The 11217-nt window shown below is 73.2% G+C and carries 8 protein-coding genes; all 8 read right to left on the minus strand.

From position 1 onward, the window contains the following. Nucleotides 1-2432: Tex family protein (locus ACOJUF_RS16360; protein WP_420122889.1), on the minus strand; the 2432-nt coding region annotated here is incomplete at its 3' end. Between the two features lie 39 nt (nt 2433-2471). Next, the gene (locus ACOJUF_RS16365) at nt 2472-3134 is read right to left on the minus strand and encodes an acVLRF1 family peptidyl-tRNA hydrolase (RefSeq protein WP_420122890.1); all 663 of its coding nucleotides are present in this window, start codon (nt 3132-3134) and stop codon (nt 2472-2474) included. A 10-nt stretch (nt 3135-3144) separates the two neighbouring features. Continuing rightward, nucleotides 3145-4689, minus strand: a complete 1545-nt coding sequence (locus ACOJUF_RS16370) for a deoxyguanosinetriphosphate triphosphohydrolase family protein (protein ID WP_420122891.1) — start codon at nt 4687-4689, stop codon at nt 3145-3147. A gap of 30 nt (nt 4690-4719) precedes the next feature. Further along, nucleotides 4720-6327, minus strand: coding sequence for a hypothetical protein (locus ACOJUF_RS16375; protein ID WP_420122892.1), 1608 nt, complete (start codon nt 6325-6327; stop codon nt 4720-4722). Between the two features lie 698 nt (nt 6328-7025). Next, nucleotides 7026-8261, minus strand: a complete 1236-nt coding sequence (locus tag ACOJUF_RS16380; protein WP_420122893.1) for an AI-2E family transporter — start codon at nt 8259-8261, stop codon at nt 7026-7028. A 120-nt stretch (nt 8262-8381) separates the two neighbouring features. Continuing rightward, a complete protein-coding gene (locus ACOJUF_RS16385; protein ID WP_420122894.1) occupies nt 8382-9449 on the minus strand; it encodes a cupin domain-containing protein in 1068 nt (355 codons plus the stop codon). A gap of 46 nt (nt 9450-9495) precedes the next feature. Then, nucleotides 9496-10629, minus strand: a complete 1134-nt coding sequence (locus ACOJUF_RS16390; protein WP_420122895.1) for a uroporphyrinogen-III synthase — start codon at nt 10627-10629, stop codon at nt 9496-9498. 244 nt (nt 10630-10873) lie between these two features. Further along, the gene (locus ACOJUF_RS16395) at nt 10874-11164 is read right to left on the minus strand and encodes a WhiB family transcriptional regulator (protein ID WP_420122896.1); all 291 of its coding nucleotides are present in this window, start codon (nt 11162-11164) and stop codon (nt 10874-10876) included. Nucleotides 11165-11217 lie beyond the last annotated feature (53 nt).

Raw genomic sequence — 11217 nt, forward strand, 5'->3', positions numbered from 1 at the left:
GGCGCGGACCGCTCGCGGCCGGTCCCCTGGCGACCCCGATCGCCGCCGCGGCCGCCCTGGCCCTGACCCCGACCCTGCCCACCGGTCTGCCCGGACTGGCCGCCCTGACCGGACCGGCCGGGCTGGCCGCCACGGCCCTGGCCGCCACCGGGGCCACCGGCGGTGGACCGCGGCGCGGGCCGGTCGCCGCGCGGTCCGGCCGGCCGGCCCGCTTCCGCGCCGGGCTCGTCGTCCAGCCGCAGCGACAGCGAGATCCGCTTGCGCTGCTCGTCGACGGCCATCACCTTGACCTTGACCACCTGGCCCGAGGTGACGACCTCCCGCGGATCGCTGACGAACGTGCGGGACATGGCCGAGACGTGCACCAGCCCGTCCTGGTGCACGCCGACGTCGACGAAGGCGCCGAACGCGGCGACGTTGGTGACGACGCCCTCCAGCACCATGCCGACCCGCAGGTCGCCGATCTTCTCCACGCCGTCGGCGAACGTCGCGGTGGTGAACGCCGGCCGCGGGTCGCGGCCGGGCTTTTCCAGCTCGGCCAGGATGTCGGTGACGGTGGGCACCCCGAACGTCTCGTCGACGAACTCCTGCGGGCGCAGCGTGCGCAGCACGGTGGTGTTGCCGACCAGGTTGCGGACGTCGCCGCCGGTGCGGGCCAGGATCCGGCGGATCACCTCGTAAGCCTCCGGGTGCACGCCCGAGGAGTCCAGCGGGTCGGAGCCGCCGCGGATCCGCAGGAAGCCGGCGCACTGCTCGTAGGCCTTGGGACCGAGCCGTGCGACGTTCTTGAGGTCCTGCCGGGAGGCGAACGGGCCGTTGACATCCCGGTGCTTGACGATGTTCTCGGCCAGTGTGGTGGTCACGCCGGACACCCGGGCCAGCAGCGGGACCGAGGCGGTGTTGACCTCGACGCCGACCGCGTTGACGCAGTCCTCGACGACGGCGTTGAGCGAGCGGGTCAGCGTCGATTCGGCGATGTCGTGCTGGTACTGGCCCACCCCGATCGACTTGGGGTCGATCTTGACCAGCTCGGCCAGCGGGTCCTGCAGCCGGCGGGCGATGGACACCGCACCGCGGATCGACACGTCCAGATCGGGCAGTTCCGCCGACGCGTACGGCGAGGCCGAGTACACCGATGCGCCGGCCTCGGACACCATCACCTTGGTCAGGCCCGGGCAGCGCTTGACCAGGTCCGCGGCCAGCTTGTCGGTCTCCCGCGAGGCGGTGCCGTTGCCGATGGCCACCAGCTCCACGCGGAACGCCACGACCAGCCGCTCCAGGCTCGCCAGCGCCTGGTCCCACTTGTTGGCCGGCTGGTGCGGGTAGACCGTGTCGGTGGCGACCACCTTGCCGGTGCCGTCGACGACCGCGACCTTGACGCCCGTGCGGAACCCCGGGTCGAGGCCGAGCGTGGGCCGGCCGCCGGCCGGCGCGGCCAGCAACAGGTCCTTGAGGTTGGCGGCGAACACCGCGGCGGCGTCGGCTTCGGCCGACTGGCGCAGGCGGGTGCGGACGTCGATGCCCAGCGAGACCGAGATCCGGGTGCGCCACGACCACCGCACGGTGTCCATCAGCCAACGATCCGCCGGCCGCCCCCGATCGGCGATGCCGAAGGCGCCGGCGATGCGCCGCTCGTAGTCGCTCAGGGCGCCGGCCAGGGACTCCGTGGCGACGACACCGTCCGCGGGCTCGGGCTCCGGATCGACCGTGACGGTCAGCACGCCGGTGTGCTCGCCACGGAACAGGGCCAGGATCCGGTGCGAGGGCAGCGACCCGAGCGGCTCGGAGAAGTCGTGGTAGTCGGCGAACCGGCCGGCATCGGCATGCTTGGCGTCGCGCACGGTACTGACCATCCGGCCGCGCTGCCACAGCAGTTCGCGCAGCTCGCCGACGAGGTCGGCGTCCTCGCCGAAGCGCTCGGTGAGGATCGCCCGCGCCCCGGCGAGGGCCGCGTCGGCGTCGGGGACGCCCTTCGCGGCGTCGACGAACGCGGCTGCGGCGGCCGCCGGGCTGACCGTCGGATCCCCCAGCAGACCGTCGGCGAGCGGCTCGAGACCGGCCTCGCGGGCGATCTGCGCCTTGGTCCGCCGCTTGGTCTTGTAGGGCAGGTAGATGTCCTCGACCCTGGCCTTGGTCTCCGCGTCCCGGATCGACGTGGCCAGCTCGTCGGTCAGCTTGCCCTGCGCGGCAATGGATTCCAGCACCGCCTTCTTCCGCTCGGCCAGCTCGCGCAGGTAGTCCAGCCGCTCGGTGAGGTCGCGGAGCTGGGCGTCGTCCAGCGATCCGGTGACCTCCTTGCGGTACCGGGCGATGAACGGAACGGTCGCCCCCTCGTCGAGCAGGTCGACCGCCGCCTTGACCTGCCAGGGCTGGGCGTTCAGCTCGGCGGCGATGCGGGTGACGATCTGCTGGGCGGTGTCGGGCTCGGTCACTGCTGCTCTCTCCTGCTCACATCTGGGGCCATGGTGATATCACGCGCCGGCGGGCTCGACGACGATCGGCACGCTCAGCGCGCGGGCGGCCACCTCGTCGAGCACGGCCCGGCGCGGCTCGGGAACGTCGGGGAAGGTGCGGCTCGGCAGCGCGGCCAGCCGGGCCAGCCGGGGGTCGGCCAGCACCGCCGTCAGCGCCGCCCGGTCGCCGCCCAGCACCAACCCGGCCAGCCCGTCGGCCGGCCCCAGGACGCGGGCGGCGGTGTCCGCGGCGTCCGCGAGGGAGGCCGCACGCTGGTTCCCGCGGCGCCGGGCGAACCGTTGCTGCGACCAGCCGCCGGCGGCGGTGCGGCCCTGCAGGTGGGCCCGGTCCGTGGAGGATCGGTCGACCGTCCCGCCGGTCGCCACGCCGACCGAGTGGGCGCCGCCGCGCACCAGGATCAGGCCGAGCGGGCCGAGCGCGGCCAGGTGCCGCAGCAGCGCCTCGACCGGCTCGGCGCCGTCGACGTCCATCGGCCCGAACGGCACCTCCAGCGTCGCGACGGTGCCGTCCCCACCACGGACCCGGATGGTCGCGCCGTCGGTGGACAGCCCGGCCAGACCCTGGTTGCGGGCGCCGAACCGGTTGATCCAGCCGGTGAGCCGCTCGGGCGCCACCTCGACGGCGGTGCCGCCGCCCGCCGCCGTCCGGCGCCGCGTCACGCTCGCCGGCTCACAGGCCGGACCCGGCTTCGAAGAGTTGCCCGGTCAGGCCGGACAGGGTCCGGGCGGCGGCCCCGGCCCGGTCGTCGGTCAGCGAGGCGACGTAGTCGATGATGCCCCGGCCGCGGCCGAGCCGGACGATGTCCTCGCGGCCGGTCACCGGCTCCCCGGTCGGGCCGACCAGCAGGTCCGGTTCCTCCCGGGCCACCCGCCGGTAACCCGCGGTGGCCAGCTCGACCAGGTCGACCAGCCGGCGCGGGGCCCGGCCGGAATCGATGGGATCGGTCAGCCAGGACTCCAGGTCGGCGACCAGGGAGGTCAGGGACTGGGCCTGGCCGCGTTGGAACAGGGCCAGGTCCGGGCGGTCGAGGACGAACTGCTGGTGCACGAACTTGAGGACGGCCACCTCGTGCCAGGCCTGCCGGCCCAGGCTCACGTGGCCGGCCCGGATCGGCGGGTCGGCGCTCATCTCGACCGAGGCCTGCAGGTGGGCGATCCAGCTGCGGGTGAAGGTGCCGATGGCCCGCTCCGCGGCGATCGAGGAATCGAACGGGACCGCCAGCAGCCCGTCGAGCAGGTCGGTGGCCACCCGGCCGACGGCGACGGCGAACGCCTCGTCGTCGAAGATCCAGGCGTCCCGGTCGCGCAGCCGGCGCCGCAGCCGCTCCAGCCCCAGGCCGGCCCGGCGGTCCGCGGCGGGCAGGCGGCGGTCGGTGAGCGCCGCACGATGCCGCAGCCAGCTGCGGAACTCGGCCGCGACCGAGGCGTGTTGCAGCACCCCGGCGCGGTGGAAGTCGTCCAGATCGTGCAGGGAGTAGGCGATGTCGTCGGCGATGTCCATCACCGAGCACTCGACCGTCTGGCGCAGCGGCCCGATCTTGGGGTAGGCGGCGAGCACCTGCCGCATCTCGCCGACGTCGAGCGCATAGGCGGAGTACTTGGCCGACCCGCCGCCCTCCTCCCCCGGTCCGCCGCCGCGGGGCGGGCGGTCCAGCTCGCTGGGGTGCGGGTCGGGGTGGCGTTGCCGCGCCCAGGGGTACTTCAGGACGGCGGCGCGCACCGCGGCCGTCAGGTTCAGACCCTCGCCGGACCCGCCGTGCACGTCCAGCTCGGTCAGGATGCGGAATGTCTGCGCGTTGCCCTCGAACCCGTCGGCCAGCCCGAATCGGGACCGGGCGATGCGGTCCAGGATCCGCTCGCCCAGGTGGCCGAACGGCGGATGGCCCAGGTCGTGCGCGCTGGCGGCGGCCTGGACCACCACCTCGTCGCAGCCGCCCAGGTCCTGCGCCAGGGCGGCGAACGGGCCCGCGCGCAGGGCGACGGCGATCGCGCGGGCCACCGAGGTGACCTTGATGGTGTGGGTCAGCCGGTTGTGCACGACCTGGCCGGCCGCCCCCTGGGAGATCACCTGGGTGACGGCCGCCAGCCGGGAGAAGTACGGGGAGAAGCGGATCCGCTCCAGGTCGTCGCGGAACGCGCCCTCGGTCGCCTCGTCGAGGCCGGCGTCCGCCGGTGTGCCGGGCTCCGCCCGGCGTCGGGCCAGGCGGGGATCCATACCGGCGAACCTACCCGGATCGACGTCCGGCTACCCGATGCGGGCCGTGATCTCGGCGGTGGTGCTGCCGCCCGCGCGGATCGAGTACAGGTACGGCGTGTTCGGGTACAGCCCGACGTCGGTGAACGAGGTCCCGGTGACGGTGGCGATCCGGATGCCCGACCGCAGCACGTCGTAGCTGCCGCCGGCGGCCCCGGTCCAGCCCAGGGTGATGGTGCTGTTCGTGGTGCCGGTGACGCGCAGGTTCGACGGGGCCGCCGACGAGCCGCCACCGGACGTGCTGGACGGGACGGTCGTCGGCGCGGCCGTCGTCGTTGTGCTCGGGGCGCTCCCGCCCCCGTCACCGATCCGCGCGGTCAGCTCCGGGGTGGTCACCCCGGCGCCGCGGACCGAGTAGGGGTAAGGCGTGTTGGGCAGCAGACCCCGGTCGGTGAAAGAGGTTCCGGTCACGGTCGCGATCCGGATGCCCGCCCGCAGGACGTCGTAGCTCGCCGTGGCCGACCCGGACCAGCTCAGCGTGATGCTGTCCGCACCCGATCCGGAGACCCGCAGGTCGGCCGGCGCGGCTCCGGATCCACCCGGGGTGGTCGGGGTGCTGGTGGTCGGCGTGGTCGTGGGCGGCGTGCTCGTCGGTGAGGTGGTCGGCGTGCTGGTGGTCGGCGTGCTGGTGGTGGGCGGGCTGGTCGGCGGGGTGGTCGAGCCGCCGGATCCCTTGGCGTACTTGACCTCGACGTAGTCGACGATCATGGGAACGCCCGGCTTGGTGCCGGCGTTGGGGCCGCCGCCGAGCTTGTTCGGGAACGCCCCGCCCATGGCGACGTTGAGGATGATGAAGTAGCCCGCGTGGTCGGCCAGGCTGGCCCAGGTGTCCGCGGGCACCTGGTTGGCGTTGACGGTGAAGGTCAGCTCACCGTCGAGGTACCAGCGGAGTTGCTCGACCGGCCCGGAGTCGTCCCACTCCAGCCCGTAGGTGTGCATGCCGGCCTGGCAGGTGGTGACCTTGCAGGGCGCCCCGGCGTTGTTCTTGCCGTTGTTGATGCCCTCCTGCTCGTTGCAGGGGCCGCCGGCCCACACGCCGCAGTGCAGCACGTTGTAGGTCCAGTTCAGGCCTTGGACGTTCTCCATGATGTCGAACTCGCCGATGGCCGGCCACGACCACCTGTCCTGCCGGTAGGGTCCGCCGAGCATCCAGAACGCCGGCCAGTAGCCCAGCGCCTCGCTCCCGGTGACATTGGGCAGCTGCAAACGGCTCTCGACGTGCATGACGCCGCCGGGCGGGGGCCGGAAGGTCGAACTGGCCGATTCGACCCGGGCGGAGGTCCAGTTGCCGGCGGTGTCGCGCTGCGGCGTGATGTAGAGGTTGCCGTTGCGGACGTCGACGTTCTCGGGCCGGTTCGTCATCGTCTCGATCTCGCCGGTGCCGAAGTTGGCCGGCCCGCCGGGGTACGAGGTGCCCGTCGTCAGCAGCCACTTGTTCGGGTCGGGCAACCCGCTACCGGTGAAATCGTCACGAAAGACGGTCTGCCAGGCGGGATCCGCGGCGCTGGCCGGCCCCGACACCGCGACGACGCCGCCGGCGGCGAGGGTCACGGCGCCCAGGGCGGTGAGCAGGCGGAGGGTCAGGGAACGCGGGCGCATCATGTCCTCCCGTGCGGCAGCGTTTACGCTCCGCATTCTTTGATTACTCTTAGTAGTCATCACGGTAGCATCGACGAGGGCACCGAGCGGCGTGAGCGGGACGAAGATCAGCCGAACGATGGAAACGCTCCCACCTTCGGGCGTCGTGCTCACCCATGTCACTCGGCGTCCGGGCCGACATCGCTCGTTCGGCCCCACGGCAATTCAACGATCAGAACGGAGGGTGACAACGGTCAATTCAGGACAAAGAATTGACGGAGGGCACCGTTGAAAGGGTCGGCGCGGCATTTTCAGCGCTCAGCGGTCGCCACCGACATTTCATTGTCCGGTGACCGCACAGATGGTGGCGATGGCCCGCCGGGGTCTGCGGCAATGGCGGGCGGGGTGGACGGCCGGTCCCGGCGAGCCACCCGGGGCGGCCGCTCGGACCGATCGGGTCCGGCCACCCACCCGGCCGCCGCTGGGAGCCGAAGCACCATGTCGCCAATGATTTCTCGGGTCAGATCGGACCAGATCGGGCCGGGCCTGCCGGCCGGACGGCGGGCCGTCGACGGCCGGGTGGAGCACGGCGGCCGGTTGTCGATCCAGGAGGAGCCCGGGCGTGGGGTGCCACGCGAATTCGGGTGGGTCATTCATGTTCGCGACCATGAACCATTCCTCCGGAACACGGGCCACCTCGTCGTGACCGTGAATGGACCCTACTTCGGAGCGGACCGATCCGCCACGCGGGAAAGGGATTCCGGGCGGTCGAGCCGGGGAAATAGCACTTCCTGGACGAGCAGCATGATCGCGGCCGCCGTCGGCAGCGCGAGGAGCGCCCCGACGAGGCCGAGCAGCGCGCCACCGAGGAGGATCGCGCAGATGGTGACGACGGCCGGCAGCCGCAGCACCCGCCCGAAGACCCGTGGGGTCAGCAGGTAGTCCTCCACCAGCTTGTAGGCGACGACGTAACCCACCGTGGCGATTCCGACCGGCCCGGACACCGAGAACGCGGCCAGCGCGACCAGCGCACCGGCGATCAACGAGCCGATCACCGGCACCAGATCGAGCAGGGCGAACAGCACCGCCAGCAGCAGCGGGTACGGGATGCCGAGGGCGACCAGCCAGACGACCATTGCGACCGCGGCGACGGCGGACAGCACCGCGTTGCCCAGCACGTACCCGCCGACCTTGACCATGATCTGGTCGCCGAGCAGGATCGCGCGGGGTCGCCGGGGAGCCGGCACGAAGCGGTACAGCGTGGCCCGCACCCGGGGCAGGTCGGCCAGGAAGTACGCGGTCAGCACCAGGACGACGAGCCCGGACGAGACGGTCCCGACCACCGCCTCGCCGACGGCGATGACGCCGGAGGCCAGGCCGGGACCGCCGCCGTCGAGCACCTGCTGCACCGCCTGCTGCAGGTGCAGCCGCTCGCTGAGCCGGCCCAGCGGAGTGCCCGGATCACCGACCTGTTCGACCCACTGCGGCAGCACCGCGATCAGCCGGCTCCCCTGGTCGACCAGCGCCGGGATCGCGGCCGCGACGAACGCGGCGAGCAGGAGCAGCACCCCGCCGAGCACGCCCGGCACTGCGGCGGCGCGCGGACACCGGTGGCGGACCAGCCACGACACCGCCGGTTCCAGTCCGATGGCGAGGAACAGACCGACCGCGACGAGCAGCAGCGCCTGGGCCGCGACCAGCAGGATCTCGACCGCGCCGATGGTGACGGCCACCCCCGCGGCCGCCGCGACGCCCACGACGAACGGCGACCGACGGTCGAAGCGGCGGCCCGGCGGCCCCAGTGGCGTCCCGGGCCGGCGGACGGCTCCGGCGACCGCCTCCGCGTCGGCGATCGGGCCCTCGGCGACCGGGTCGTGGGGCTGCCCGAGCAGTGGATGGTGTCCGGTCGTCCGGAAGAGGAATGCCTGCCGCCGACGCTCGCCCGACCTGGCCATGGACCGACCTCCTCGCGGTGGCCGGGCGGGGCGTCCGGGGCAGGTCGTCCTGGGGGTGGCCGTCCGGCCGTCACTCCGGTCCGGTCAGTACCCCGTTCCGCCCGCGCCGACGCGGCCCGGTCACCGCTCCGGTCCGGCGGGCCCCCTGCCCGGGTCGACCGGGTCGACCGGATTGCGGCGGGGCACGATGAGCGGATCGTCCGGGGTGAACGGGAACACCGGCAGCAGCCGCTCGGGAACGTCGAACGTGGCCGCCAGGACCTCCCGGGAGAACGCGCTGGCGGTCGCCCGGTACCCGATGTCCCCCGGGGTCGGCTGGTCGAAGAAGATCAGGAAGTGGAACTCGTCGTCGCCGACGACCTCGATGTGGTGCGGGTAGGCCCGGGGCACGAAGTACACGTCGCCCGGGGCGAGCAGGTACTCGTCCAGGCCGCCGGCCGGATCGAGGACCCGCATCCTGGCGTGACCGGTGGCCACATAGCCCATCTCGGCCGTCACCGGGTGCCAGTGCGGCGCCCGCATGCCGTTCTCCCGGACCCGCAGGGAGTACATCGAGATGTCCGTCAGGGCCGCCCAGTACTGCTTGCGCGCCAGGTGGGCCGAACCGTAGGAGTAGCTCAGCGGGGCCAGCTGGCCCTCGGTGTCGAACAGATGGGCGTTCGGTCGCCGTTGGGTGGGCTCGACCACCGGGGCACCTTCGCGCCGGACGATCTGCGCGCCGGGCGGGCGGGCGAACGTGTCGAAGGCCGACGCCGGCAGGTCGTAGGTGTTGCCCAGGACCGCGTCGGTCATCGCGGACATGCTGTCCCGCAACGAGAAATGCGCCGGCCGGGCCGAGCGGAGGGCGATGATGACCTCCGCCTCGACCTCACCGACGTTCTCGATGTGATACACCGCGCCGGACTCGACGTGGTACATCTGCCCGGGCCCGACGACGAAGGAGCTGAACTCGTTGCCGTCGCCCAGGATCGACACGAGCACCTGGCCGCGCAGCACGTACGCGAGCTGGTTGGCGTTGACGTTCCACTGCGGTTCCCGCAGGGCGCCCGGCACCAGCAGCACCCGCTTGATGGACAACCGGTCCAGGATGGGCAGCCGGTGGGCGTCGACCACCTGGACGCTGCCCAGGTCGCTGGCGAAGGCGGCGTCGGTCCCGGTCAGCGACGTCCAGTGCGGTGCGCTCGGCATGACGGCGATCTTGCATCATCGGGCGGCGTGCCGCAGCGGACGCCGGTCAGACGTCCAGCCGGTACCCGCGCTTGATGACGGTGGCGACGAGCTCGCGCTGCGGCAAGGCCTGGCGCAGCCGGGCGATCGCCACCTCCAGGGCGTGGTCGTCGTCGGAGTCGGCCAGCACCTCCTGCAGCCGGGCCTTGGGCACCACCGCCCCACCGGCATCGGCCAGCACCCGGAGCACGGCGATCGACGTCGGCGACAGGATGACCCGGTCGGGGCCGAGAGCCGCGCTGCGGCCACGGATCTCCAGCCGTCCGTGCCGGGTCGGGATCCGCCGGACCTGGTGCTCGACCAGGTACTCGCACAACGTGCGCACCAGCGCGCCCAACCGGTACCGGTCGGGGTGGATCGCGATCACCCCGACCGCGTGCAACGGGGCGGCGGTGACCGGGCCGACGGCGAACGGCACCACTTCGGCCCGCATGGCCGCCACGACCGGCTCGAGCAGGTCGCGGTCGCGCGCGGCCGCGAGCAACGCCTCGGCCGCCGGCGCGCTGGTGAAGGTGACGGCGTCCAGGGTCCGGGCGACGATCGCGTCGAGCAACCGCACGACGCGATGCGGATCGCTGGGTGCCGTCCACAGGTAGGGCGCGACGGTGATCACCGTTGCGCCGGCCGCCCGCAGTCGGGCCAGCTGCTCCTCGTCGACGAACCCGTGCAGCTGCACGGCCACGGTCCGGCCGCCCGCCCCCTGCGCCAGCACCTGGTCGACCAGGGACGCGGTCGTCTCCTCGTCGCTCATGCCGGAGTCGCGGAGCCCGCCCGCCCGCACCGCGCCGCGGGCCTTCGGTCCGCGCACCAGGATCCGGGCCTGGGCGAGCACCTCCAGCAGGTTCTGGCCGAGGCCGGCGGCGTCGGCCGCCTCCAACCACCCGTTGAGGCCGTAGGCGGTGGTCACCAGCAGGACGTCGGGCCGGGCCTTGATCACATCCGCGGTCGCCGCGACCAGCCGTTCGTCGCGGTCGGCCGGCACGATCTGCAGGGTCGGCGCGTGCAGCACCTCGGCCCCGCGGCGTTCCAGGGCGGCGATCAGATCAGCCGAACGCCGGTGGGCGGTGACCCCGATGCGGAAACCGACCAGCTCCTCGGGATCGAACCCCACGACCGGTCCAGTCATGGTCAGCCCGGTCACCCCCGCCAGATCGTCGCGGTCTCGATCGCTACCGTGGGAGTCTACGTCGGGCCGGGCAGCCCGCCGAGTGGTCGGCGACATATCAGGGCTCCGAGGTGGTGGGACGGTCGGACGGCGGCGCGGACGGGCGGGCGCCGGGCACGACGGCGATCATCCACGAGTCGGGTGACGCTGCCGTCACCAAGTGCTCAGCAGGTGGCCGGCCGGGTGTGAGGCCGGCCGCCGGACCGGCGCCGCCCGGGTGTCAGCTTGCCCGGGCCCGTCGATAAGGGTTGCGCCACTTGGTGTTCGCGCCCTCCGGGCGGCCCCGGTCGAACAGCACCCCGCCCCAGATGCCGCTGGCCAGCGTGGCCATCGCCCACTGCTCGCAGCCGCGGCGGAGCGGGCAGCCGCGGCACAGCCCGACCGCGACCGAGCGGTCCTGGGACGGGGCCGGGAACCACAGGTCAGGGTCGTGCCCGCGGCAGGCGGCGCGCGGGTCCGTGGCCGGGTCGAGCAGGTCGCCCGGCACGGCGGGCCGGTCGTACGTGGCCATGACGGGTTCCTTTCCGGGTCGGACGGGTGGGCGGTTCGGGCGGGAGCGGGGCG

This window comes from Nakamurella sp., from assembly GCF_048594475.1.
Classification (GTDB): Bacteria; Actinomycetota; Actinomycetes; order Mycobacteriales; family Nakamurellaceae; genus Nakamurella.